The 24344-nt window shown below is 69.0% G+C and carries 16 protein-coding genes and 1 pseudogene; 5 read left to right on the forward strand and 12 right to left on the reverse strand.

Annotation, left to right across the window (positions count from 1 at the left end):
* Nucleotides 1–18: 18 nt before the first annotated feature.
* The gene (locus ACZ5R1_RS08685) at nt 19–6624 is read left to right on the forward strand and encodes a response regulator (protein WP_464713033.1); all 6606 of its coding nucleotides are present in this window, start codon (nt 19–21) and stop codon (nt 6622–6624) included.
* 6 nt (nt 6625–6630) lie between these two features.
* The gene (locus ACZ5R1_RS08690; protein WP_027599841.1) at nt 6631–7545 is read left to right on the forward strand and encodes a diguanylate cyclase domain-containing protein; all 915 of its coding nucleotides are present in this window, start codon (nt 6631–6633) and stop codon (nt 7543–7545) included.
* 18 nt (nt 7546–7563) lie between these two features.
* Here ACZ5R1_RS08690 and ACZ5R1_RS08695 read toward each other — a convergent pair whose 3' ends face one another.
* From ACZ5R1_RS08695 to ACZ5R1_RS08730, 8 genes and pseudogenes are all read right to left on the reverse strand, one after another.
* The gene (locus ACZ5R1_RS08695) at nt 7564–8592 is read right to left on the reverse strand and encodes a GGDEF domain-containing response regulator (RefSeq protein ID WP_027599840.1); all 1029 of its coding nucleotides are present in this window, start codon (nt 8590–8592) and stop codon (nt 7564–7566) included.
* A 96-nt stretch (nt 8593–8688) separates the two neighbouring features.
* The gene (gene cheB / locus ACZ5R1_RS08700; protein WP_027599839.1) at nt 8689–9726 is read right to left on the reverse strand and encodes a chemotaxis-specific protein-glutamate methyltransferase CheB; all 1038 of its coding nucleotides are present in this window, start codon (nt 9724–9726) and stop codon (nt 8689–8691) included.
* Nucleotides 9723–11909: a hybrid sensor histidine kinase/response regulator gene (locus tag ACZ5R1_RS08705; RefSeq protein WP_288504478.1), complete on the reverse strand. Its 2187-nt coding sequence runs from the start codon at nt 11907–11909 to the stop codon at nt 9723–9725. The genes cheB and ACZ5R1_RS08705 overlap by 4 nt, the downstream gene beginning before the upstream one ends.
* Complete coding sequence (locus ACZ5R1_RS08710) at nt 11906–12433, reverse strand: chemotaxis protein CheW (RefSeq protein WP_027599837.1); 528 nt, start codon at nt 12431–12433, stop codon at nt 11906–11908. The genes ACZ5R1_RS08705 and ACZ5R1_RS08710 overlap by 4 nt, the downstream gene beginning before the upstream one ends.
* Nucleotides 12430–13680: a CheR family methyltransferase gene (locus ACZ5R1_RS08715; protein WP_464713034.1), complete on the reverse strand. Its 1251-nt coding sequence runs from the start codon at nt 13678–13680 to the stop codon at nt 12430–12432. The genes ACZ5R1_RS08710 and ACZ5R1_RS08715 overlap by 4 nt, the downstream gene beginning before the upstream one ends.
* Nucleotides 13677–14132, reverse strand: a complete 456-nt coding sequence (locus tag ACZ5R1_RS08720; RefSeq protein ID WP_144959899.1) for a chemotaxis protein CheW — start codon at nt 14130–14132, stop codon at nt 13677–13679. Before ACZ5R1_RS08720 ends, ACZ5R1_RS08715 begins: the two co-directional genes overlap by 4 nt.
* Before the next feature lie 2 nt (nt 14133–14134).
* Nucleotides 14135–15940: a methyl-accepting chemotaxis protein gene (locus ACZ5R1_RS08725; protein ID WP_464713035.1), complete on the reverse strand. Its 1806-nt coding sequence runs from the start codon at nt 15938–15940 to the stop codon at nt 14135–14137.
* A 218-nt stretch (nt 15941–16158) separates the two neighbouring features.
* Nucleotides 16159–16335, reverse strand: a pseudogene (locus ACZ5R1_RS08730) (con-10 family general stress protein); the annotation flags it as partial.
* Nucleotides 16336–17007: 672 nt separating this feature from the next.
* Between ACZ5R1_RS08730 and ACZ5R1_RS08735 the strand changes: the two are divergent.
* The 3 genes from ACZ5R1_RS08735 to cysE are packed head-to-tail and all read left to right on the forward strand — an operon-like array spanning nt 17008 to nt 18930.
* On the forward strand, nt 17008–17550 hold the full coding sequence (locus tag ACZ5R1_RS08735) for a helix-turn-helix domain-containing protein (RefSeq protein WP_027599832.1): 543 nt from the start codon (nt 17008–17010) through the stop codon (nt 17548–17550).
* A gap of 9 nt (nt 17551–17559) precedes the next feature.
* Complete coding sequence (locus ACZ5R1_RS08740) at nt 17560–18126, forward strand: GNAT family N-acetyltransferase (protein ID WP_037006989.1); 567 nt, start codon at nt 17560–17562, stop codon at nt 18124–18126.
* 15 nt (nt 18127–18141) lie between these two features.
* A complete protein-coding gene (gene cysE / locus ACZ5R1_RS08745) occupies nt 18142–18930 on the forward strand; it encodes a serine O-acetyltransferase (RefSeq protein ID WP_464713036.1) in 789 nt (262 codons plus the stop codon).
* Here the strand turns inward: cysE and ACZ5R1_RS08750 are convergent.
* From ACZ5R1_RS08750 to ACZ5R1_RS08765, 4 genes are all read right to left on the reverse strand, one after another.
* On the reverse strand, nt 18912–19652 hold the full coding sequence (locus ACZ5R1_RS08750) for an NUDIX hydrolase (protein ID WP_464713037.1): 741 nt from the start codon (nt 19650–19652) through the stop codon (nt 18912–18914). The two genes, cysE and ACZ5R1_RS08750, sit on opposite strands and share 19 nt — an antisense overlap.
* Nucleotides 19653–19657: 5 nt before the next feature.
* Nucleotides 19658–22183: a mechanosensitive ion channel family protein gene (locus ACZ5R1_RS08755; RefSeq protein WP_288405722.1), complete on the reverse strand. Its 2526-nt coding sequence runs from the start codon at nt 22181–22183 to the stop codon at nt 19658–19660.
* A gap of 65 nt (nt 22184–22248) precedes the next feature.
* A complete protein-coding gene (locus tag ACZ5R1_RS08760; RefSeq protein ID WP_464713038.1) occupies nt 22249–23292 on the reverse strand; it encodes an AraC family transcriptional regulator in 1044 nt (347 codons plus the stop codon).
* Nucleotides 23289–24311 carry a carbon-nitrogen hydrolase family protein gene (locus tag ACZ5R1_RS08765; protein ID WP_464713039.1) on the reverse strand — a complete coding sequence of 341 codons (1023 nt, stop codon included), beginning with the start codon at nt 24309–24311 and terminating at the stop codon, nt 23289–23291. Before ACZ5R1_RS08765 ends, ACZ5R1_RS08760 begins: the two co-directional genes overlap by 4 nt.
* Nucleotides 24312–24344: the final 33 nt, after the last annotated feature.

Here is a 24344-nt window from a genome sequence, read left to right on the forward strand (position 1 = left end):
AGGATCGAGGCGAACGCGGTGTTGAGGATTCCAGGCTACAGCTGCAAGACGCGGGTGAGCGAAAGCCGCCATGCCCTGATCTACCGCGGCACGCGCCTGGTCGATGGCCAGCCGGTGATCCTCAAGCAGCTGGCCGCCGACTATCCCACGCCCCAGGCCCAGGCCGGGCTGCGCCATGAATTCGAGCTGACCCGCCGCGCCAGTGCCAGCGGGGCGGTGAGCGCCGCCCTGGAACTGCTGGAATACCAGGGTCGCCAGGTGCTGGTGCTCGAAGACATCGGCGGTAGCGACCTGGCCGAGTTGCTCGCCGCCGGGCCGCTGGCGCTGGACGACTTCTTCGACTGGGCACTGGCCATCGTCCGCGCCCTGGCGCGGCTGCACCGGCTGCGCATCGCCCACAACGACCTCAATCCACGCAACATCGTCTGCAACTGCACCACCGGCAGCCTGCGACTGACCGATCTGGGCATCGCCACGGCCTTTGGCGCCGTCCAGGGCAGCGACAGCCGCCTGGAGGGCTCGCTGACCTATCTCGCCCCGGAACAGAGCGGACGGACCGGGCGGCACCAGGACTATCGCAGCGACTTCTATGCGCTGGGCGTGACCTTCTACGAGATGCTCGCGGGCGAGCCGCCGTTCCGCGCCCAGGATCCGCTGGAGCTGGTGCATGCGCACCTGGCGATGCGCGCACCCTCGCTGGTCGAGCGGGTGCCGACGGTACCACCGATGCTGGCGGCGCTGGTGGACAAGCTCATGGCCAAGGCCGCCGAAGAGCGCTACCAGGGCTGCTTCGGCATCCTGCGCGACCTGCAGCGCTGCCAGGCGGCCCATCAGGCCGGTGAGCGGACGCCCTTCGCCCTCGGCGAGCAGGATCCGCCCGCGCGACTGGTGCCGGTGCGTACCCTGCAGGGGCGCGGCGCGCCGCTGCGCTTGCTGGAAGAGGCACTGGCCCGGGCGACCCTGGGTCGGAGCGAAGCCGTCTTTGTCAGCGGCCAGTCCGGGGTGGGTAAATCAGCGCTGGTGCAGGCCTTCGTCCGCCGCCAGGGCGATCGGGTGCTGCTCGCCCACGGCAAGTTCGAGACCCTTGGCAATGGCGTGCCCTATGGCGCGCTGCGCCAGGCCGTGCGCGAGCTGGTGGAGATCGGCCAGACCCTGGACGAGGCCTTTGCCGACCGCCTGGTCGAGGCCCTCGGCGGTAACGCCGGGGTGCTGACCGAAGTCTCGCCCGAGCTGGCCAGCTGGCTCGGGCCCCAGGCGCCGGTGGCCGAGTTGCCGCCGCTGCAGGCCGAGCAACGTTTCGACGAAGCCGTGATCGCGCTGCTGCTGGCCTTTGCCGCGGACTCCCGGCCGCTGCTGCTGTGGCTGGACGATCTGCAGTGGGCCGACAGCCCGTCGCTGCGGCTGATCGAGCGCCTGCTGGCCCGCGGCGATCAGGGGCCGCTGCTGCTGGTGGCGACCCATCGTGAAGAGCAGCTGGCAGGCAGTGCCCTGGAACGGTTGCTGGGTGCGGCGCTGATCCGCAATGTGTCGCTGGGACCGCTGTCGCGGGTGGAAATCGAGCGACTGATCGCCGAGCTGCTGCCGGCACCGGCGGAAGACCAGGCGGCCCTGGCCAGCCTCTGCCTGGACAAGACCCTTGGCAATCCCTTCTTCATCGAGCAGTTGCTGCGCAGCCTGCAGCAGGAAGGCCTGCTGGAATTCGACGGCGAGACCGGCCAGTGGCACTGGGAACTGGCCCGGCTCCAGGCGCTGGACGTCTACGACAACGTCGTCGACTTCATGGTGGGCAAGCTCAAGGACCTGCCGGCCGCCACCTCGCAGCTGCTGCAATGGGCAGCCTGCCTGGGCACCCATTTCTCCAGCGACCGCCTGGCCGCGCTGATGGCGGAATCGCCCGCGGACATCCGCCGGCGCTGCCAGTCGCTGGTGCAGGAAGGCCTGCTCACCGAGCCCGAGGGTGGCCAGGCGGGTGAGCAGACGCCCACCCACTACAGCTTCCTGCACGATCAGGTGCGCCATGCCGCCCATTCGCTGCTGGCGCCCGCCGAGCGCGAACGGGTCCATCTGCGCGCCGGGCAGCTGTATCTGGCCGAAGGCAGCGCCACGCGACTGGACGCGGTCAGTCACCTCAACCTGGCCGTCGCCCTGATCGAGACGCCCGCCGAGCGGCTGCAGCTGCTGGAGCTCAATCTGGACGCCGCCCGCAAGGCGCGCCAGGCCAATGCCTATCCGGCCGCCCAGGATTTCCTGCGCACGGCCGTCGCGCTGATTGACGCCGCCGCCTGGGAGAGCCGCCACGCGCTGCTGTTCCAGCTGCATCGGGAATGGGCCGAGGTCGCGCACCTCTGTGGCGATGCCAACGAGGCCCTGCGCATCTGCGAACTGCTGTTGCCGCGCGCGCGCAGCACCTTCGAGGAAGCCGGGGTGCGAGCCCTGCAGATCGATCTCTACAGCGGCCTCGGGCGCTTCACCGAAGCCCTGACCGTGGCCAAGGCCGGTATCCAGGCACTGGACGAGCCCTGGCCGGAGGCACCGGACGCCATCAATCAGGCCATTGGCGCCGACAGCGCCGAGGTCGAGGCCTGGCTGGCCACGCGCAACCCGGCGGCGCTGCTCGACCTGCCGCGCATGGAAGACCCGCGCGCCCAGTTGCTGATCCGCCTGCTGGGCCTGCTCTGGGGGCCGGCGATCAACGTCGACCTGCCAATGAGCCTGCTGGCGGTCATGCGCATCGTCAAGCTGTCGATCCAGTACGGCAACGGCGATCTCTCGCCCTTCGGCTATGCCAACTACGGCTCGCTGCTGTCGGCCTTCCACGGTCGCTACGAGCTGGGTTATCAGGTCGGGCGGCTGGCCGTCGACCTGGTCGACCGCACCGGCAATCTGCCGCTCAAGTGCAAGGTCTACACCATGTTCGCGGTGACCAACAGCCCCTGGTCGAGCCCCATAGCGGACAACGTCGCCCTGCTGCGCGAGGCCCTGGCGGCCGGTCAGCGCACCGGTGAGATCATCTTCACCGCCTACAGCGCCTTCCACATCCTCAAGCACCTGCAGCACGCCGGCGCGCCGCTGGACGACATCCTCGGCGAGACGGCGGAGATCGAGCGGATCCTGCTGGGGATCGGCGATCCCAACACCCTGGAGATCTTCACCATCCTGCGCCAGTCGCTGCGCCTGCTGCAGGGCCTCACCCCAAGTCAGGAGACCTGGGACGAGGAGGGCCAGGACGAAGCGGCGCTGGTGCGGCAGATGCAGGACAGCGGGCATGTCCTCTGCCTGAACTACTACGACTTCAACAAGATGCAGGCGGCGCTGCTGTTCCGCCGACTGCCCCAGGCCCGGCAGCACGCCGAAGCCATGGAGGCCTCGCTGGCGGCCAGCTTCGGCTGGTTCAGCATCGCCGAGCACGCCTTCTATCAGGCGCTGATCCTGCTCGCCGAGGGCGAACTGGCAGGCGAGACCCTGGCCAAGATCGAGACCGCCCAGGAGCGGTTGAGTGGTTGGGCGGCGCACTGCCCGGAAAACTTCGCCCACAAGCGCGACCTGGTGGCCGCTGAACGGGCGCGCCGCGAGGGCCGCGCCGACGCCGCCATGGACCTCTATGAGCAGGCCCTGGAATCCGCGCGGCTGCATGGCTTCCGCCAGGGTGCGGCGCTGGCCGAGGAACTCTATGGGCGTTTCTGGCTGGAACAGCAGCGTCCGCGCATCGCCCGGGCCTACCTGCAGGACGCCCAGCGCAGCTATCTGCACTGGGGCGCCGCAGCCAAGGCCCAGGCGCTGGAAAACGAATTTCCCCACTGGTTGCGCGTGGCCGAGGCCACTGCCCTGACGGTGCAGCGCACCCAGGCCCAGTCCACCAGCGACATCATGCGCCTGGACTGGCTGTCGGTGCTCAAGTCGCTGCAGACCATCTCCAACGAACTGGCGCTGGATCAGCTGCTGGCGCGGATGATGCGTATCATCCTGGAGGAGGGCGGCGCTCAGCATGGCTTGCTGCTGTTGCCCGAGGGCGGGCGCTGGCTGGTGCAGGCCTCGGTCTGCAGTGGCGCCGCCGAGCCCAAGGTGCTGCAGGGACTGCCGCTGGCGCTGAACGAGCAGGATGCCGGCGAGGGTCTGGTGCCCCTGACCCTGGTGTCCCATGTGATCCGCCATCGCGAGCCGGTGATTCTCGACGACGCCGCCCGTGCCGGTCGGTTCGTCCGCGACGCCTACATGCGCGCGCGCCGTCCGCGGTCGGTCTGCTGCCTGCCGGTGCTGCGCCAGAATCGCCTGATCGGCATCCTCTATCTGGAAAACAACCTGCTGGCCCAGGCCTTCACCCCGGGGCGGTTGCAGGTGCTGAGCATCCTGGCCACCCAGGCGGCGATCTCCCTGGAACACGCGCAGATCTACGAGACCCTGGAGCAGCGCGTCGGCGAGCGCACCCTCGAACTGGACCAGGCGCGCATTCGCGCCGAAGAGGCGGCCGCGGCCAAGTCGCTGTTCCTGGCGACCATGAGCCACGAGATCCGCACCCCGCTCAATGCGGTGATCGGCCTCAGCCGCCTGACCCTGGGTACCCGGCTGTCCGGCGAACAGCGCGGCCATGTCGGCAAGATCCTCGATTCCGGCGAGACCCTGCTGAGCGTGATCAACGACGTGCTCGACTATTCGCGCAACGAAGCCGGCGGTACCCAGCTGGAACAACTGGGCTTCAACCTGGCCAAGGTGCTCGAACGCACCCTCAATCTCTGCGCCCTCAAGGCCCATGAGAAGGGTGTCGAACTGGTGCTGGATTGCGGTCCGGATATTCCCCTGGCGCTGGAAGGCGATCCGCTGCGCCTGCAGCAGGTGCTGGTCAATCTGCTGAGCAATGCGGTCAAGTTCACCGAGCGGGGCCATGTGCTGATCCGGGTCGGCGCCGTCTGCGACGCCGGTCATGCCCATTTCAGCCTGGCGGTGGAAGACACCGGCATCGGCCTGACCGAGGCCCAGCAGGCACAACTCTTCCAGCCCTTCACCCAGGCGGACGGCTCCATCAGCCGCCGCTATGGCGGGACTGGCCTGGGCCTGGCGATCTCCCGCCAGCTCACCGAACTCATGGGCGGCACCCTCGACGTCCACAGCGAAGCCGGGCGCGGCTCCTGCTTTACCCTGCGGCTGACCCTGCCGGTGGTGGGCGAGCCCGAACGGCTGCCCAGCCAGACCCCGCGCCAGGTCCTGCTGGTGGACGACCACGGTCTGGCCCGGCGCACCCTGGGGCAACGGCTACGCGAACTGGGCATGCAGGTGGTGGAAGCCGAATCCACCGAGCAGGCCCTGGCGGCCATGGCCACGTCGGTCTTCGAATTGGCCATCGTCGACTGGCGCCTGGGCGGCGAAGACGGCCTGGCCCTGGCGCGCCAGCTGCGCGCCCGGCAGCCGGAGTTGGCAGTGACCCTGCTGGCCTCGCCCTACGAGGCGGAAGAGGTGCGCAGCCTGGGCGAGGATCTGCCGGGTCTGGAGCTTCTCGACAAACCGGTTACCGGTCCCGCCGTGCAGCGACTGCTGTCCGGACTGGGCCTGGCGCCGGTCGCCGCGCCGACGGTGGGCCAGAGCGTGGTGGATCTGCAGGGCATCCGCCTGCTGCTGGTGGACGACAACGCCATCAACCGCCAGGTGGTCATCGGCTTCCTGCAGGGCAGCGGCATCCTGATCGACGTGGCCGAAGACGGCCAGGCCGCGCTGGACCAGCTGGAACAGCAGCGCTACGACCTGGTGCTGATGGACGTCCATATGCCACGCCTGGACGGCCTGTCGGCCACCCGCGAATTGCGTACCCGACCGGCGCTGGCCGGGTTGCCGGTCATCGCCATGACCGCCAACGGCCTGCCGGGCGATCGCGAGCGCTGCCTGGATGCCGGCATGAACGATCATCTGGTCAAGCCGCTCGATCCCGCCGAACTGTTCCGCATCATCGCCGCCTGGGCCAATCTCGAGCAGCTGCAACGGGCCGAGCGCAAGGCGGTGGAAGAGGTCGTGGAGGTCAAGGAGATCGGCGTGCTGGCGCGGGCGCGTGCCAGTGCGGTGCTCGAACCCGAGTCGGCGCTGCGCCTGCTGCGCGGCAGCGCCGAACTCTATGAACAGCTGATCCGCGATTTCCGCGTGCAACAGGCCGAATTGCCGGGGCGGATCTCCGCCTGGCGTGCGGCGGACGATGTCACCGCGCTGTTCGAGTGCGCCCACGGCCTGCAGGCCACCGCCGCCTATGTCGGCGCCATCGACCTGCAGGAAGCGGCGCAACGCCTGACCAACAGGATCCGCCTGGCCCAGCCCATCGGCGAGGACGTGCGCCGCCTGCACGCCGAGGCTGAGCGCTGCCTGGCGTCTCTCGACGAGATCCTGGTCGAGGTGGCCGGTGGCGAGGAGGGCACGGTCGAGGAGCTGGAGGCCCTGCTCGAACGCCTGATCGCCCTGCTGCAAACGTCGGATTTCGCTGCCGAGGAGGTCCTCGACACCCTGCTGCGCGCCTGCGTGAGCACGCCCCACAGCGCCGACGTGGTACGCATTCGCGAATGGGTGAACGAGGTGGAGTTCGAGCATGCCGCCGATGCCACCGCGGATCTGCTGCGACGGGTGCGGCAGGCCGGACAGCGGTCGAGCTAGGTGCCCATGGAGGGGCGCCGTCCGGACCTGCCGTTGATCCTCATCGTCGACGATCAGAAGAGCAATCTGCGCGTCCTCGGCGACCTGCTGCGCGACGAGGCGCGCATCATGCTGGCCAAGAGCGGGGTGCAGGCCCTGACCAAGGCCGCCCGCGAGCACCCCGACCTGATCCTGCTGGACGTGGTGATGCCCGGCATCGACGGCCTGCAACTGATCCAGCTGTTCAAGCGCCGCGCCGAGACCAGTGCAATCCCGGTGATCTTCATCACCGCGGCCAATGACCTGCACCGCGAGGTGGAGTGTTTCGAACTGGGCGCCAGCGACTTCATCCAGAAGCCCTTCAATCCTCTGGCCGTGCTGGCGCGGGTGCGGCTGCACCTGCAACTGGCCCGCCAGCGGCGGCTGCTCGAAGAGCTGGCGCACATGGATCCGCTGACCGCAGTGGGCAATCGCCGCCGCTTCGACGAGCAGCTGGCGATCGAGTGGCAGCTGGCGGTCAGCCGGCGGGGCTCGCTGGCCATCGCCATGCTCGATATCGACTATTTCAAGCAGTACAACGATACCCATGGCCATGGCGCCGGGGATCAGGCGCTGGCACGGGTCGCCCAGGTGCTGGAGCAGCGCATCCGCGAGCGGGACTGCCTGGCGCGTTATGGTGGGGAGGAGTTCGTGCTGCTGCTACCGGGCGCTTCGCGCACGGCCGCCGAAGCGGTGCTGGAACGCTGTAGGCAGGGCATCGCCGAATTGCGCATCGCTCATCCGCTGGCCGAGGACCGGCTCTGGCTGACCATGAGCATGGGCCTGGCCTGCTGCAATCCGACCCCCGAGCAGACCCCGGAGGGCCTGCTCAAGGCCGCCGACAACCTGCTCTACCAGGCCAAGGCCGAAGGGCGTAATCGCCTGGTCAGTCGCAGCTTCTAGGTCGCAGCCGCCGCGTCCCTAGGCCGGGAGGTCCTTGCCGCTGCCCTTGACCAGGTGCACCCGGTTGCGGCCTTCGGCCTTGGCCTGGTACAGCGCCTGGTCGGTGCGCTCGATGAAGGCTTCGTGGTCGTCACCGCTCTGCGGCTGGATGCTGCCGACGCCGATGGAGATGGTGACGAAGCCCAGGTCGCTGCCGGAGTGGGCCACCTGCAACCGCTCGACACCGGCCCGGCAGGCCTCGGCGACCTTGAGCGCGCCCTCGGCGTCGGTCTCCGGCAGCACCATGGCGAATTCCTCGCCCCCGTAGCGGGCCACCAGGTCGGCCGGTCGCTTGAGTTGCTCGGTGAGCACCGCCGCCACCTTCTTCAGGCAGAGATCGCCGCTGAGGTGGCCATAGGTGTCGTTGTAGCGCTTGAAGTGGTCGACGTCGCACAGCAGCAGGGCCAGCGGCTGGCGATTGCGCCGGGCGCGCAGCCATTCGCCTTCGTAGGTCTGGTCGAAATGGCGGCGGTTGTTGATGCCGGTGAGGCTGTCGATGGCCACCAGCTTCTGCAGCTGGATATTGGCCTCGGCGAGCTGGCGCTGGCTTTCGCGCAGGAAGCGAAAGGCCTCGTCGCGCTGGGCGCGCAGCACATGGGCCTCGGAGTGGTAGCGCACCCGCGCCAGCAGTTCCAGCTTGTCGGGCAACTTGACCAGATAGTCGTTGGCGCCGGTGGCGAAGCTCTGCGCCTTGACCTGGGGGTCCTCCTTGGAGGAGAGCACCACGATGGGCACGTCGCGCAGCGCTGGTTCGGCACGGAAACGCTTGACCGTTTCCAGGCCGTCGATCTCCGGCATGATCAGGTCCTGCAGGACCACCGTGGGCTTGAGTTGCAGGGCCATGCTGACCGCCTGGTGGGCGTCCAGGCAGTAATGCAGCTCGATGTCGGGCTGATCGGCGATCATCCGCCGCAGGGCTTCGATGATAATCAGCTGATCGTCCACCAGCAGCAGGCGCACCTTGGGTGCGGTCAGGCTGTCCAGGGTATTACCCTCGTGCGTGGCCATTACTGCGAGTCCTTGTGCGGGCGGGGTCAAACGTCCCGCGTCTCTTCTTGGCCAGTCCCTGCCACTGCGTCGTCCAGCGCTCCTGTTGGCGACCTGTCATATGCTGTTCCGCGAGCCGTTGCCGAAGCGTCGTTGCAGCCAGGCACCGATCTGCGTGGGGCTGAGTACGCGCTCCGCGGCGCCCATTCTAACCGCAGCCGCGGGCATGCCGTATACGGCACAACTGGCCTCATCCTGGGCCAGGGTCGGACAACCGCTCTGGCGCAGGGCATAGAGGCCGCTGGCGCCATCACGGCCCATGCCGGTCAGCAGGATCCCCAGGGCCTTGGCGGCCCGCAGCGGGTGGCTGGCGAGGTTGTCGAAGAACACATCCACCGAGGGACGATAGGGGTAATCCACCGGTTCGGCGGTGTAGGCGAAGCGACCGCGCTCGTCCAGCAGCAGATGGTCGTCACCCAGGGCGACGGACACCTGACCGGGGGCGGGCAGGGCGCCGGGCAGGGCGGCGGTGACCGGCCAGGCGATCTGGGTGCCGAGCCAACCGATGAAGCTGGGGGCGAAGCGCCGATCGATGTGCTGTACCAGCACCACGCTGGCCTGGGGCGTGGGCGCCCAGGCCTCGAACAGACTGACCAGGGCTGCAGGGCCACCGGTGGAGGCGCCGATGGCCACCAGGGTGTCCGGCGTCGCCTGAGCACGATCGGCGGGAGCGGCAGCGCTGACCGGTTGCGGGCGGGCGGCGCGTTCCGGCAGGCGCACCAGGGGTTCGATACGGGCGATCTTGCGCAGCAGGGCGCCGCCGTCGGCGCCGCCGCTCAGGGCCGGGGTAGCGGTCACGTCGAGGGCGCCGGCGCCCATGGCGCGAAACACGCCTTCGCAGTCGTCGGGGGTGGCGGTGACCATGAGGATGGCGCAGGGCGACTGGGCCATGATCCGGCGGGTGGCCTCGATGCCGTCCAGACGGGGCATCTGCAGATCCATGAGGATCAGATCCGGGCGGTCCTCGGCGCAGCGCGCCACCGCTTCCTCGCCATCGTGGGCGATCCAGGCGACCGTATGGCGACCGTCGCCCGTCAGCAGGCGGCGCAGGGCTTCGGTGGCCAGCAGCAGATCGTTGACGATGGCGATTCTCATGGCGCTCCGATGAGGTCCTGCACGGCGGTGATCAGGGCATCGTCGTGGAAGCTGCCCTTGGTCAGGTAGTAGTCGGCACCGGCCTGCATGCCCTTGAGCCGGTCTTCCGGGCGATCCTTGTAGGACACGATCATCACCGGCAGCGCATGCAGACGCGGATCGCGGCGCACCAGTTCCACCAGTTCGATACCGTTCATGCGGGGCATGTCGATGTCCGACAGCAGCATGTCGAATTCGCCGGCGCGGACGGCGTTCCAGCCATCCATGCCATCCACCGCGACCTCCACCTGGTAGCCCTGGCCTTCCAGCAGCTTGCGCTCCATCTCGCGCACCGTGAGGGAGTCGTCCACCACCAGAATACGCTTGACCCGCCGGCTGTCCAGGACGGCGCCGCTCTGCACCTGGCGCAGGCGGCCTTCGCCGAGCAGGCGCTCGATGCCGGTGAGCAGATCGGCGACGTCCAGCAGGAGCACCGGACTGCCGTCGTCGAGCAGCGCCCCGGCGGTGACCGAGCGCAACTTGCCAAAGATCTCGTCCAGCGGCTTGAGCGCCAGGCCCTGCTCGCCCCGCAGGCGATCCACCACCAGCCCGTAGCGCCGGTCGCCGCTGCCGATCACCAGCACGGCGAGATCGCCGCTGGGTGGCGCGCCGTCCAGCTCCAGCAGCTGATGGGCGGCGACCAGGCCCAGGCGATCTTCGCCGAGCAGGAAGAAGGCCTTGCCCTCCAGCGAGTGCACCGCGGCCGGATCCAGGCGCAGCACCCGTTCGATCCGGTTGACCGGCAGGGCATAGGCCTCGCCGGCGATGTCGACGATGAGGGCGCGGACGATGGAGCGGCTGACCGGAACCAGCAGGTGGGTGCTGAAGCCCAGCCCCGGGCGGGTTTCCAGGCGGACCTCGCCATCCAGGGCGCGAATGGCGTCAGCCACCACGTCCAGGCCCACGCCGCGCCCGGACAGCTCGGTCACCGTCTCCTTGAGACTGAAGCCGGGCAGCAGCAGGAATTCCAGTAACTCCGCCGGGCTCAGCTCGGCGGCCACTGGCGGCGGACTGAGGCGGCGGGCGATCACCGCGGCGCGGATGCGCTCCAAGTCCAGGCCACGACCGTCGTCATGCAGACTGACCTGCAGGCGGCCGGCGACATGCCGCGCCTCGAGGCGAATCTGGCCGCACTCGGGCTTGCCCAGAGCGCGGCGTTCGGCCGGGGTTTCCAGGCCGTGGTCAACGGCGTTGCGCAGGAGGTGATTGAGCGGGCTTTCCAGCCGCGCCAGCACCTCGCGATCGATCAGGGTGTCGGCGCCGTCCACCTGCAGCACGGCGTCCTTGTCCAGCCCCCGGGCCAGGTCGCGCACCAGTCGCGGAAAGCCCTGGACGGCATCGCGCAGCGGGCGCATGCGCACCCCCAGCACCTCGTCCAGCAGTCCCTGGCAGACCCCAAGCAGGCGCCGCTCATAGGCTTCCAGAGCCTGCAGCTGCTGCTGATAGCGATCGAGCAGGCCTTCCTGGCGCTGACGCAACTCGCTGCTGACCGCCTGGGCCTGGCCGAACAGTCCCTGCAATTCGGCGCGATAGCCCTGGAAGCCCTGGACCAGGCCATGCAGGCCGAGGCCCATGACCCGCGCCTCGCTGGTGAGGGCGAGAATCTGGTTGAAGCGACCACTGTCCACCCGCAGCGGATCCCGACTGCGCTCGGCGTCAGGTGCCGGTTCGTCCTGGACCGCCGGGGCAGGCATCGGCTCCTGGGGGGCGGCCACGACAGGCGGGGGCGCTTCGCTGTCAGTGGCGCTGAGCGCCTGCGCCAGTGCCCGCTGGGCATCACGCTGCTCGCGCTGCCAGCGCTGGCTGGCGGCTTCGTCCAGGCGACTGACCTCGCCGAGGACGTCGACGCAGCGAAACAGCTGGTCGATATCCGCCGGTCCGAGCGTGCGGCGCCCGGCCTGGACGGCGACCAGGCAGTCCTCCATGGCATGGGCCAACTCCACCAGGCCGTCGAGATCGACGATGCGCGCCGCACCCTTGATGGAATGGGCCGCGCGCATCATCGGCTCGATCACCCCCGTGTCTGAGGGATCGCGCTCCAGACGCAGCAGGCCGGCATCCAGCGGCTGCAGATGACTCTGCACTTCGCTGGCGAAGAGATCATAGAGGGACATCTCGCGCACATCGCGCGGTGGCTGGCTCATCGCAGCGCCTCCTCCAGGGCCCGCTCCAGCCGTGGCAGATCGAGCAGGCCGACCTGGTACTCGCCTTCGCGATAGACACCGCCCAGATAGCTGAGCAAGTCGCCGCCCAGGGTCGCGGGAGGCGGCTGCACCTCGCCGGGGGCATAGCGCTGCAGCCCCAGCACCTCGTCCACCTGCACGGCCCAGTCGCGGCGGCCGACATGCAACAGCAGCAGGCGCGGAAAGCCGCGAGTCTGGTCGCCCGGTGCCACCGCCAGCAGCAGCTCCAGGGCAATGCAGGGCTGCAGCTGGCCGCGTACCGGGACGATGCCGCGCAGCAGCGGCGAACGCCGGTGAGGAACGCGGTGCACGGCGGTGGGTTCGGTGGCGGTCACCAGGCAACTGCCCGGCAGCCCCAGCCATTCGGCGCCCAGACGAAAGACCAGGGCGCTGGCCGAGCGCGCCTGGCGGTCGTCCAGGGGTTCGGCATAGTGCTCGGCCCAGGCGGCGCGCTCCAGAGCGCTGAGTTCACGATTCAGGCTCATGCGTCGTCACCGGCGCGGGTCTGGATGCGCGCGGCGCGCTCGCGCAGGCGTCCGGCTTCGTCGAGGCGGCCGGCTCTTTCGCAGATCAGCGCCAGGCGACAGAGGGCGGGATAGTGCCCCGGCTCCAGATAGAGGGCCTGGCGCAGCGCCCGCTCGGCTTCGGCGGCGCGGTCGTCGGGCAGGATCAGCGCCAGCAGGAAGTGGGCACCGGCCTGGCTGCGATCCGCCTCGAGCAGGTTGCGCAGCAGCGCCTCGGCTTCGGCGCCACGCCCGGCGTCGGCCAGGCGCTGAGCTTCCTCGAGCGGCTGAGCGCTGTTGGCGACCGGTGTTATCGGAGTAGGTGCGGGTGTGCTTCTGGCGCGCAGGCGGGCGGGCAGCGGCGGCGCCGGGGGCGGCGGTCGCACCGCGGCCTTGCGCCGTGGCGACGCCGGCTGCGGGTGCGGACGCGCGGGTTCGGCGCCCGCGGCCTGGCGTTTGACCAGTGCCGAGGCGTGGGCCACGCCCAGGCTGGCGAAGCCATGCCGCATGGCGCTGACCATTTCCGAACTGCCGACGCAGAGCAGGCCGTCGTCGTGCATCAGGGCGGCCAGGTGGCTGAGAGCACGGCCCTGGGTCTGGTCGTCGAAATAGATCAGCAGATTGCGGCAGAGCACCACGTCGAAGGGCGCGCCGTCGCGCAGGCTGCCCAGCTGCAGGATGTTGCCCTGGCGAAAGCGCACCTGGTTGCGCACCCGTTCGGCCAGGCGCTGGCGATCGCCCTCGGCGTCGAAATAGCGATCGCGAAAGCCGAGGTCGCGGGCGCGAAAGGAATTGCGCCCATAGAGGCCGCGGCGGGCGCGCTCCAGGGACGGCTCGTTGATGTCCACCGCGGTGACCTGGAAGGCCTGTGCGGGCAGGCCGGTATCGAACAGCGCCATGGCCAGGGTATAGGGCTCTTCGCCGGTGGAGCAGGGCAGACTGAGCAGCCGCACCGGCGCGCCGCTGCGGGCGTGGCGCTCCTGGGCGAAGCGGGCGGCGTGGGCGATCGCCTGCGGATCGCGAAAGAACCAGGTCTCGGGGATGACCAGCAGGTCCAGCAGATCGGCGAATTCGCCTTCGTCGTCAAGGATGCGCGCCATATAGGCCTCCGCATCGCCCTCCTGGCGCTCGCGCAGGCGCTGGCGAATGGCGCGGCCGAGCATGTCGTCGGCGATGGCCAGGCCAGTGCGCGCCCGCACCAGGGGCGCCAGCCGGGGATCGAGCTTCACGCGGCCTCCTGGAACAGCAAGGCGGCCAGGGTCGGCGAGAGCAAGCGATCCGGTTCCAGCCACAGCCAGAGGCCCTCGGGCGTCTCCAGCACCTCGCCGAGCCAGGGGTAGTCGGGCAGGCGGACGCCGGCCGGTCGTGGCGCGCGGGCGGTGACCCGGCGCACGCCGGCGACGCCTTCCACCACCAGGCCGAGCGGACGGCTACCGCCCTCGGGCAGGGTGAAGTCCACCAGCAGGATGCGGGTGTCCTGGCGCGCCCGGGCCGCCGGGCCGCCGCTCATGGCGGTGACGTCGACCACCGGGATCGCCGCGCCGTGCAGATTCATCAGGCCGGCGACGCCCGCGGGCGCCGCAGGAAAGCGGGTGAGCTGCAGCAGGGGCAGCACCTGGCGGATCGCCGTCGTCGGCAGGGCCGCCGCGGCCTCGGCCAGCTGGAAGACCAGGATCTGCATGCTCAACGGGTGACCGAGAAGGTGGCGACGCTGCTCTGCAGGTCCTGGGCTGCCTGCTGCAGGTACTGGACCGCCTCGCTGGTGGCCTTGAGCGCCTCGGTGGTCTGCTGGGTGCTGTCGTTGAGCTGGGTGATGGTCTCGGCGATCTGGCCGGCGCCCACGGCCTGAGACTGCATGCCCTCCAGGACGATATCGAAGCGCGCCGGCAGCTTCTGCACGTCCTCGATCACCTCGGCCAACTGATCGCTGACGCTGGCCACCTCCTGCACGCTGCGGCGGATTTCCTCGGAAAACTTGTCCATGCCCATGACGCTGGCGGAGACCGCGGAATTCATGTCCTTGAGCATCTGCTCGATGTCGTCGGTGGCGGCGGTGGTCTGGTCGGACAGCCGGCGGATCTCGGTGGCCACCACCGAAAAACCCCGCCCGGCCTCGCCGGCCTTTTCCGCCTCGATGGCGGCGTTGAGCGACAGCAGGTTGGTCTGATCGGCGACCTTGGTGATGGTGGTCAGCACCTTGTTGATGTGGCTGGACTTCTCCGACAGGGCGGCGAGCTTGGCGTTGATGGAATCGGTGGCGGCCACCATGCGCTGCATGGTGCCGTCCATGCTCGCCAGGCTGCTGCGCGCCTGCTCCGCGCCCTGGGTGGTCTCGTCCGTTACCTGCACGGCTTCTTCCATGGTGCGCACCAGGGCATTGGCGTTGGCGGCGATCTCCCGCGTGGTGCTCAGCACTTCCACGCTGGTCTGCGCCTGCTCGATGCTGGTGGCCTCCTGCTGGCGGGAGGAGGCGGCGATCTCGGTGGTGGAAGAGGTCACCTGGATACCGGCGCGCTGCACCTTGGCGATCATGCCGCGCAGGTCCTCGATCATCTTGCTCAGGCCGCGAGCCAGCTGGCCGATGGCGTCGTCGCCGGTGACGCTGGTGCGCCCGGTGAGGTCGCCCGCGGCAGCCCGGTTGACCACCCCGAGCAGGTCGTCCACATCGGCGCGCAGGCGGTGCATCAGCGCCTGTTCGCGGGCGTGGTCGTCCTGGATCTGCTGCGCCATCTGATTGAAGGCCAGGCCCACCTGGGCGAGTTCGTCACGGCCTAGCACCTGCACCCGAGCGCCGCTGTCACCGGCGGAGATGCGCGCCACGGTGTCGGTCAGGCGCCGAATCGAGCGCAACAGGTGATGGGACAGCAACCAGGCGATGAGGGCGGCCAGCAGGACGCAGAAGGCGCCGCCGGCCACCAGGGTCCAGGTCAGCTGGTCACGCACTTCCTCGGTATGGCCCGCCCGTTGCGCGGACAGCCGGCGCTCTTCGTCGCCTATGCCCTGGATCTGCTGGCGCAGGTTGGTGACCTGGGTGGACAGGGCGGTGACCAGCGGTTCGTTGGCCAGTTGAGCCGGACTGAGGTTGCCCGTCTCGCGCAGGCGCAGGAGGGGCTCGAAGGTGTTCTGCCGCCAGTTGTCGAGATCGGCGCTCAGGCGCGCGAAGCGCTGCTGCTGGCTGGCGTTGTCCTGGGTCAGTTGCTGGGGCACACGGACGGCCGCGGTCAGGGACGTCAGCGCCTGGCGCGCGGTATCGGCATCGGCGCTAGCGCCTGAGTACCAGAAGGTGCGCAATCTGGCGCGGGTTTCCAGCAGGTTGTTGTCCAGCGCCGTAACCGACAGCAGCACCTCGGCGGTGTGCCTGTCCCAGCGGTTGGCGTCGACCAGGCTCTGCAAGGCGGCATAGGTCAGCCAGAGCAGCAGGACCACCAGGGCGATGATGGCGGCGAAGCCGGCGAAGAGTTTGTTCTGGATGCGAATGTTGTTGAGCATGGGCACCGGCGCAGACGGACAGAAGCAGGGAGAGCGAGCCCTGGGGACCACTCGGGTTGTCCGATAAAAGTAGCACGGTCATGCATTTGTGTGAGTTGGAACTCACTGGAGGAGCAGGATAGGCGGCGGGCGGCGGGGCAGGAGGGTAAGCGAGAAGCAAAGGTAGCAGCCGGCCCGGAGTCTCTGATCCGAGGCGGCTGCCATGGGGGCAGAATGCCTCAGGTCGCCGCGGCGTCGTTCGCGGCCTCGGGACGGCGGGTGCCATGGCTGTTCTGGCCACCCTTGCGCCCGGCTTCGGACGCCCGGGCCGGGTTGTTGGCGAAGTTGCCGCCGCTCGCCCGTCCGCCCTTGCGACCCGCCTCGGCGGCGCGCTCGCGATTGTTGGCGAAGTTACCTGGATTGCTACTTTTGTTGGCCATAAGAACTTCTCCCACTTTCAATTATTGAACAGTTGAATGCGTGCCCCCAAAGGCTAAGCGATTCGGATATTGAGAGTAGGGGTTCATAAAGCGAGTTCGAGCGGGCTGATGGAGGGATATATTGTTATACGAGGTGCAACTTCGATACAGACTTAAACTTGAACTTTGTCCTGCTAGAGCCGTTTCCGGAAAAGTTGTACAGGAGCTGTAAAAGAATTCGGCCAAGGTCGGAATAACTTTCCGGTTGGAACCCCTGTCTGGCGCTGAAAATTCTTGAAACATCTTGCTGCAGGGAGCGTTTTCGCTGGGGTTTGATGCGCTCAGGCATTCAGACGCCTTTATCGAAGTCGCGTTCTGGAGTCGCCTGAAAATTATCATCTTCGTCGCGCGTACCTGCTTGTTCGATGTTACAGAGTAGCGCTCTTTCGATTCCGGTGGAAGAATGCGGACGGCTTGGCTAGAGCCTCTCGTTGCTGAATGGTCCGGAAAGGCATCTGGATATAACGACGTGCCCGGTAAAGAGTTTCTCCGGTAAGGTTTAACGCGATATCAACTTTGGCAGCGGCCTGATGCGACAGGGGTAGCACAGCAGTAACCTTGCGCTTTTCTCTCTTATGTGAGAAAAATTCCCTGAATCGGGAGGTGGTCATGCTGGATCAACAACTGGCGGTAAGGCTCAAGGCGCTGCGCCTGGAGCGTGAATGGTCCCTGGAGCAATTGGCGTCCTTGAGTGGGGTCAGTCGCGCGACGCTGTCTCGCCTGGAGAACGCCGAGGTCAGCCCGACCACGGCGGTGCTCGGACAACTCTGTTCAGCCTACGGCCTGACCCTGACGCGCCTGCTGCACAGCGTGGAAAGCCGCTATCCGGCCCAGGTCCAGCGCCAGGCGCAGCAGATCTGGAGCGATCCCGCGCAGGCGTTCACCCGCCGTTCGGTGTCGCCGCCGGCCCAGGCCCTGGCGGGTGAGGTCATCGAAAGCGCGCTTGGGCCGGGCGTGGACATCCGCTACGAGGCATCGCCCCGCCCAGGCCTCGAACACCATCTGCTGCTGCTCGAAGGCGAGTTGCAGCTGTGGATCGAAGACCAGTCCTACCGCCTGGGCGTCGGCGATTGCCTGCGCTATCGCCTCTGGGGCAGCAGCCGCTTCCTCAGTGGTCCGGCGGGCGCCCGTTATCTCCTGTTCATGATCTGAGGTGTGTCCATGAGTGCGTCCCTGCGTATCGAGCAGCTCGAGGCTGCCGCCTTCACCCGTCACCTGGATGACTTTCAACGCCTGCTGGCCGCCTGTGTCGAGCAGGGCGCCAGCATCGGCTTCATCCTGCCGCTCGCCGACAGCGTGAATCGGCGTTTCTGGACCGAAGCCGTGGCGCCGGGCCTGGCCCGGGGCACCCGGCTGCTGTTTGCCGCGCTGCAGGACGACCGGGTGGTCGGCAGCGTGCAGCTGGTGCTGGATACCCCGGCCAACCAGCCGCACCGCGCGGACGTGGTCAAGTTGCTGGTGCATCCGGACTACCGGCGCCAGGGACTGGCGCGCCGGCTGATGCAGGCGGTGGAAGCGGCCGCGCGGGCCGAAGGACGGGAATTGCTGACCCTGGACACCCGCAGCGACGACCATGCCGAGCCGCTCTATCTGTCCCTTGGCTATCAGGTGGTCGGCAGGATTCCCGGCTATTCCCTGGATGCCCGCCAACCGGAACGCCGCGACAGCACCACCCTGATGTACAAGACGCTGAACGCCGTGCCCGTTAAGCTGGGCGCCTTCAGTTAAGAACGCCTATCCGCCATGCCGCCTCGCTCCGCTCCCGAACTCTGGCAACTCCTGCGCGCCCAGGCCGAGGCCGGGCGTCGCGATGCCCCGGCCCTGGCCGCGGGGCTGACGCGCGCGCTGCTGCAGCCGGTGGATCTGACAGCAGCCCTGGTCCGGCGCTGCGCCGAGGCCCTGGCGGAGGATCCAGGGCAGGCCGAGGCCCTCGCCGAGCGCTTCGCCGCCCTGCATGCCGAGTGGCCAGAATTGACCGCGGCGGCCTGCGCGGACCTGGAAGCGGTGCTGGCGCGGGATCCGGCCTATGCCAGCCTGCTGGAGATCTTCCTGTTCTCCAAGGGCTTCCTGGCGCTGCAGACCCAGCGCCTGAGCCATGCCCTCTGGTGCAACGACGAGCGGTTGCTGGCCCTGCACCTGCAGGCGCGTTGCAATCGGCTGCTGGCCATCGACATCCACCCTGCCGCCCGGCTGGGGCGCGGCATCATGCTCGACCACGGCACCGGTATCGTCATCGGCGAAACCGCGGTGGTGGAAGACGACGTCTCCATCCTGCAGCAGGTGACCCTGGGCGGCACCGGCAAGGAGCAGGGCGATCGGCATCCCAAGGTGCGTCGCGGGGTGATGATCGGTGCCGGGGTCAAGATCCTCGGCAATCTGGAGATCGGCGAAGGCGCCAAGATCGGCGCCAACAGCGTGGTCCTGCACCCGGTGGCGCCCCACACCACGGTGGTGGGCATTCCCGCCCGTCCGGTGGGGCGTCCGCGCGACGCTCATCCGGCCGAGAGCATGGATCAGTCCTTCGACGGCTGAGCGAGAAAGACCTCGGCCTTGGGATAGCGCTCGCTGTTCAGCGCACTCGTCTGCAGGCCCTCGGCCTGCGCCAGGCTGCGCACCAGCTCGCGATTGAAGGCGCTGTTGCCCGGATCCGCCAGGTACTCGGGCAGCGCCAGCCAGCGGGCGTCTTCGATCTCCGCCGGATCCTGGATGGCGATCTCGGCACTCAGCGGATCGAGGCGGCAGACCACATAGAGATTGGACTTGCCGAAACGGTAGGGATGGGTGGTCACCAGGCCGACCACGCTGCGAAAGGCACTGCGGATGCCGGTTTCCTCCCAGACTTCGCGGACCACCGCCGGCGCCAGGTCTTCGCCCAGTTCGACATGGCCGCCCGGCAGCTTGTAACCCTGGCTGCCGCGCTCGCGGATCGCCAGCAATTCGCCGCGGTCGTTGAGTACCAGGCCGCCCACACCCAGGCTGTGGGTCGGCACGAAGGGCGCGAAGGCCGTGGGTGTGCCGCGCCAGACCAGGGTCAGCTCCTGCTCCAGGCAGTTGTGAAAGACGAAGCCGGCACCGGTGGCGACCCCCACCAGATCGCCGAGGGCCAGGGGCAGGGTCAGCCAGATCAGGTTGCGTCCCTCGCGCCGAGCGCTGGTGAGCAACTCTGCTAGCGCCGGGGCAAAGGCCTCGCGGTCGGTGGGCAGCGAGGCGGCATCGATGATCAGGCCGTTGAAGGCGTCTTGGCGGTACTGCACGGGGTTTACTCCGCAGGGCGTGACGGGATGGGCGTGGAGGGTACGATACCGGCTTCGCTGGGCAGCAGCAGACTGGCGCGCGGATTGGCGATCTCGATGCCGCGCTCGCGGAAGCGTTCGAGGATGCGGCGATTGAGTTCGCGCTGCACGCCCCAGCGGCCCTTGTCGAGGCATCTCATCTGGCCGGCGATGGTCACCATGGAGCCGTCGACGGCGTCCACGCCCCAGATCTCCAGATCGGCGAGGATCAGCTCCTTGAAGGCATCGTCGGCGCGCATGCCGGCGCCGATGTCCTTGAGTTCGGCGATGACGCGCTCGATGTCTTCCTCGTAGCCCACGCTGATGCGCAGGGCCGCGTTGCCCAGACCGCGGTTGATGTTGTTGACCGCCGACACCGAGCTGAAGGGCACGATGTGCAGGGAGCCGTCGCCGGCGCGCAGGCGCACGGTGCGGATCGACAGGTATTCCACGGTGCCCGAGACCCCGGCCACGGTGACCCAGTCGCCCACCTGCATGGCGTTTTCCAGCAGCAGGAAGATGCCGGTGATGAAATCCTGCACCAGCTTCTGCGAGCCGAAGCCCAGCGCCACCCCGATGATGCTGGCGCTGGCCAGCAGCGGCGTGGTGTTGATGCCCAGCTCGCTCAGGGCGGTGAGGCCGACGATCAGCGCGACCAGGATGAACAGGCCGGTGCGCAGCATGGGCAGCAGGGTGCGCAGCCGGGCGGCGCGCACCGTATCGCCGCGTTCGCTCCAGCTGCTCAGTCGCCGGTTCACCGCGGCGTTGGCGCCTTCCCAGATCGCCACGGCGATGATGGCGGCGATGAGGATGGTGAGGAAGGCGGACAGCAGGTTGCGACCGATGCTGCCCTCGCCGAACCAGTCCAGCACGCTCCAGCCCCAGGACTGGAACAGCGCCAGGGCGGTGATCAGGGTGACGATCACCCCCACCAGCCAGCGCGCCAGCGGATAGTAGCGCTGCAGGTGCAGATCGCTGCCGCTGGCGCCTTCGCTCGCCGCCGGCTGGAACAGCCGACCCAGCAGGCCGAGCAGGAACACCGCCGCCAGCCGCCCGAGGATGACGATGCCGGCGGACAGCGCGACGAAGTTCATCAGCCGCGGCAGACCGTTCTCGATGTCCAGCGCCCACATGGTCCAGCCGCCCATGACGAACACCGCGGCGAACACCGCCCAGACCTGGCCCAGCCAGGCGCGCAGCACGGCCAGGGCACCACTGCCGTCCTGGCGCCCGGCGATGCGCGCGGCCACCGGCCGGCGCACGTGGAAGATCAGCCCCACCACCAGCAGGTGGGCCAGCAGCGAGACCAGCTTGACGATGGCCTCGCGGCCTTCTTCGTTGGCGCCGAGGATGTCCGCGGCCTGGGCCAGCGCCAGGCCGAAGGTGATCAGGGCGACGAAGGCGTGCAGCCAGCGCAGCAGGGTGCAGGCGAGGGGCGCCTTGACCTTGAGCAAACGGATGCCGTGGGCGGCGGGGTCGATCAGGAGGCGAATGACGATCAGCGCCAGGCGGGTGGTGAGGTAGGCGCCGAGGAAGCCGCCGACCAGCTCGCGCAGGTTGGCATCCGAGCCCACCAGATAGTGGATGAGCAGCGCCGCCATGGCCCAGAAGGCCAGCAGCGGCAGCACTTCCAGCACCAGCAGCCCGAGCGCGAAGGGCAGATGCCGCAGGGTGGTCCAGTGCTCTTCGCCGCTGCGTCGAGCGGGGCTGGCGGGAGCGGGGTCGGCCGGGATGGAGCTGGGCGCGGGCTCATCCGGCACCGGTGCGGCGCTATCGGACGGGGCGATGGGCACCTCTTCGAGCTGATCCACGCCGTCGCGCTGGGTCATGACCAGGGCCACCGCGGGTTCGGCCGGGCGGGTAGCGGCCTCTTCGGCCGCGGGTGCCGCGGCCGCAGGCGGTGACGGCTGGGCCGCCTGCTGCTGGGCTTGGCGGCGGGCGCGGCTGTCGGCGTGATCGGCCTGGCGCTGCAGCCGTTGCCGAGGGCGCTGGAGTGCGCGACGGATCAGCCACTCGACGAGCAGGCCGGCGGCGAAGAGGGTGGCCAGGGTCAGCAGGGCCTGCAACAGGGCCCGGCGACCCGCTTCGGAGGTGAAGCTGGCGCGCGACCAGTCCGGCAGGCTGCGTACCGCCCGCTGTACCTGATTCAGTTCGCTGCCCAGGTTGTCGGCCCAGCGCCCGACGCGACTGAGCGTCTGGGCGATCAGGCCATTGGCTTCCAGGGGCACCAGCGTCTTTTCTTCGCCTGTAGCCGGGGTGGCGGCCGTGGCCGGCGCAGCGGCGGTTGTTGTGCTCGCCGGCGCCGGGTTGGTCGCGGCCGCGCTGGCCGGCTGACTGGCAATGGCCTGCAGGGTTAGGATCAGCTCCTGGCGCCGCTGCGGATCCTGCAGCAGGGCCGCGACCTGGCGCGCCTGCTGGGGATCGAGGCCGGTCGCGGCCTGGGCGGGGGTTTCGGCGGCGCGCAGCGGCAGCGCCAGGCACAGCAGTAGCAGGGCAAACAGGAAATTGGGCATGGGGCGAGCACAGTCCTGGTGAAGGATCAGGCAGTTAGGACCCACGATCGGCGCCTATGCTCCCTTCAGCCGGCCACGCCCTGCCGCTGCAGGCGCCGCCAGTCGCCGGGGGTCTGGTCGGTCCAGCGCTTGAAGGCGCGCTGGAAGGCGGCGGGGGAGGCGAAACCGAGCAGGTAGGCGATCTCGCCGAAACTGGCCTCGGTGTCACGGATATAGGCCAGGGCCAGGTCGCGGCGGGTCAGGTTGAGCAGAGCGCGGTACTGGGTGCCTTCCTCGGCCAGCTTGCGCCTGAGCGTCCAGGAGGGCAGGCGCAGCCGGCTGGCGATCTGTTCCAGTGTCGGCTCGCCATGCCGCAACAGCGGCCCCATGACCTCGACCACCCGCTCGGTGAGTCCGCGGGTGCGGGTCAGCCGGCCGTGCTCGGCGTCGCTCAGTGCCAGCAACTGGCGCCAGGTGGCGGGGCAGTGTTCGGGACCGGGCCGGCTCAGGGTCGCGGCATCGAGCAACAGGGCATTCTCCGCGGCGCCGAATTCCACCGGGCAACCAAAGGCGGTCGCGTAGGGCGCGAGGTCCGCCGGGGCAGGGTATTCGATGAGCACGCGGCGCGGTTGCAGCGCCTGGCCGGCCACCGTGCCCAGCAATGCCAGCCAGGCGCTCAGCACCGCGTCCACCACGAAGCGGTTGTAGGCGTTGTAGGGGCTGATGCTATAGAAGTGCAGCCAGGCGTCGCGACCCTGGGCGGCATAGCGCGACCGACCCCGGTAGTTGCGGCCATAGAGCGGCTCCAGACTGAGCAGCGTCTCGGCGGCGTGGCGCACGTCCGGCGCCTGGCCCACGGTTACGCCGGCGAGACCGAGAAAGGCCGGGCGCATCGCCCGACCCATGGCCAGGCCCAGTGCCGGATCGCCGGTCAGCTCCAGGGCGGCGTGGCCCAGGCGCATGTAATGGGGAATCGACAGCCGTCCGCCGGGTTCGGCCAGCCGCGCCGCGCTCAGGCCGAAGCGCGCCAGCAGGCCGGCGGCATCGGCGCCCCGCTGGTCGACGGCCGCCGCCAGCGCCAGCACGAAGCCGGTGGAGAGATCGCCCAGGCGCAGCGCCGGCGCGCTCATAGCCGCAGGTTGATCAGCTTGCTGCCGGCCCGGGCAGGATCGGTGGCGGCTTCGGCGTCTGGGGTGAAGGCCCGGCTGCCGCCGCCGGCCTGCCATTCCCAGAGCCGTCCGCGCAACTGCACCTCCAGCGCGGCGCGAATGCCGGCGGCGCGCAGACGCTGCACATCGAAGGGCGCCGGTGCCGGGGTGGCGCCCGAGGCGAGGGCGGGGATCGCCAGCAGTTCCACCCGGGGATCGTCGAGCACCCTGGCGCGGCCGGTGTCGCTGCCCTGGATGACGCCCAGACGGCCCAGCGGCGTCTCCAATCGCAGCAGGGGTGGACTGAGATCGTCGCCGCGTTCCCGGGCTGTCAGGGGCCGCACCAGCGGCTGGCCGAGCACCTTGCCATCGGGTCCGAAGACCAGGGTGACATTGCGCAGCGGTCCCGTGCCCACCTGCAATTCGCCGTCGACCAGGGTCGGACCGGGCAGCACGATGGAGCCAGCCACCAGGGTGACACCGTACTGGCGGGCGAGTCCGCCGAAGAGTTGCTGATAGGCGCTGGCCATGTCCCAGGCCTTCATGCGCAACAGGCTGTCGGCCAGGCGCCGGTCACCCTCGGCCTGGAACCAGGCGCGGGCCACGCGCAGCGGATTGCCCAGCAGCAGCCACTGGATGGCGTCTTCGCTGCGGGCGGCGGCATAGACCTCGGGTTTCTCGCCCATCAGCGCCAGCGGAGTGCCCAGGTGTTCGGGCAGCACCACGATGGTCTGGGCGCCGATCAGACCCAGGCGCCGCGCATTGGCCAGATAGGCATCGAGCTTGAGGCGCAGTCGCTCGGGATTGCCGTAGTCCAGGGCGATCAGCTCGGGCTCGATCCCCAGCAGGTTGCCGGTGGTGGCGGCCGCCGGCGTGGTGGTCAGGTCCACCGCCAGGCTGCTGCGCAGATCCGACAGGTAATGGAAGGCTGGCCGCTGGGCCACCCAGCCCGCCAGTACGGCGAACAGGGCGATCAGCACCAGGAACACGAGCTTGCGCATCGGCACTCCAGAGCGGTCCGGCCTCCTGGGCCG

Source organism: Pseudomonas sp. Pso3 (genome assembly GCF_055393275.1).

Bases quoted from the DNA above. Each gene is read 5' to 3' on its own strand.
- ACZ5R1_RS08690 (WP_027599841.1), top strand. From the start codon at position 6,631: ATGGAGGGGCGCCGTCCGGACCTGCCGTTGATCCTCATCGTCGACGAT.
- ACZ5R1_RS08695 (WP_027599840.1), bottom strand. From the start codon at position 8,592: ATGGCCACGCACGAGGGTAATACCCTGGACAGCCTGACCGCACCCAAG.
- cheB (WP_027599839.1), bottom strand. From the start codon at position 9,726: ATGAGAATCGCCATCGTCAACGATCTGCTGCTGGCCACCGAAGCCCTG.
- ACZ5R1_RS08705 (WP_288504478.1), bottom strand. From the start codon at position 11,909: ATGAGCCAGCCACCGCGCGATGTGCGCGAGATGTCCCTCTATGATCTC.
- ACZ5R1_RS08710 (WP_027599837.1), bottom strand. From the start codon at position 12,433: ATGAGCCTGAATCGTGAACTCAGCGCTCTGGAGCGCGCCGCCTGGGCC.
- ACZ5R1_RS08720 (WP_144959899.1), bottom strand. From the start codon at position 14,132: ATGCAGATCCTGGTCTTCCAGCTGGCCGAGGCCGCGGCGGCCCTGCCG.
- ACZ5R1_RS08725 (WP_464713035.1), bottom strand. From the start codon at position 15,940: ATGCTCAACAACATTCGCATCCAGAACAAACTCTTCGCCGGCTTCGCC.
- ACZ5R1_RS08735 (WP_027599832.1), top strand. From the start codon at position 17,008: ATGCTGGATCAACAACTGGCGGTAAGGCTCAAGGCGCTGCGCCTGGAG.
- ACZ5R1_RS08740 (WP_037006989.1), top strand. From the start codon at position 17,560: ATGAGTGCGTCCCTGCGTATCGAGCAGCTCGAGGCTGCCGCCTTCACC.
- cysE (WP_464713036.1), top strand. From the start codon at position 18,142: ATGCCGCCTCGCTCCGCTCCCGAACTCTGGCAACTCCTGCGCGCCCAG.
- ACZ5R1_RS08755 (WP_288405722.1), bottom strand. From the start codon at position 22,183: ATGCCCAATTTCCTGTTTGCCCTGCTACTGCTGTGCCTGGCGCTGCCG.
- ACZ5R1_RS08760 (WP_464713038.1), bottom strand. From the start codon at position 23,292: ATGAGCGCGCCGGCGCTGCGCCTGGGCGATCTCTCCACCGGCTTCGTG.
- ACZ5R1_RS08765 (WP_464713039.1), bottom strand. From the start codon at position 24,311: ATGCGCAAGCTCGTGTTCCTGGTGCTGATCGCCCTGTTCGCCGTACTG.